General features: G+C 52.6%; 1 tRNA gene. It reads right to left on the reverse strand.

Annotated elements, in window-relative coordinates:
- Positions 1-68: 68 nt before the first annotated feature.
- A tRNA-Lys gene (locus NCT32_RS35690) sits at positions 69-161 on the reverse strand.
- Positions 162-230: the final 69 nt, after the last annotated feature.

A 230-nucleotide genomic window follows, 5' to 3' on the forward strand; every position in this document is an offset into this window, starting at 1 on the left:
GTGCTGATCCGACGCGCACGAAAAGCAAAAAGCCCGGTCAGCTTTCGCTAACCGGGCTTCGTAATGCTTGGTGGGGCGTGAGTGACTCGAACACTCGACCTACGGATTAAGAGTCCGTGCAAGTTGGTATTTATCAGTGTTGACCTAAGAGCATGTAACCCGGGAAATGGCGCGCCACTGGGAGGTTTGGCTTAGGTTGCACGGATTATTCTGTTGACCCACGTTGATTG

The organism is Caballeronia sp. INML2 (assembly GCF_023631365.1).
GTDB lineage: Bacteria > Pseudomonadota > Gammaproteobacteria > Burkholderiales > Burkholderiaceae > Caballeronia > Caballeronia turbans.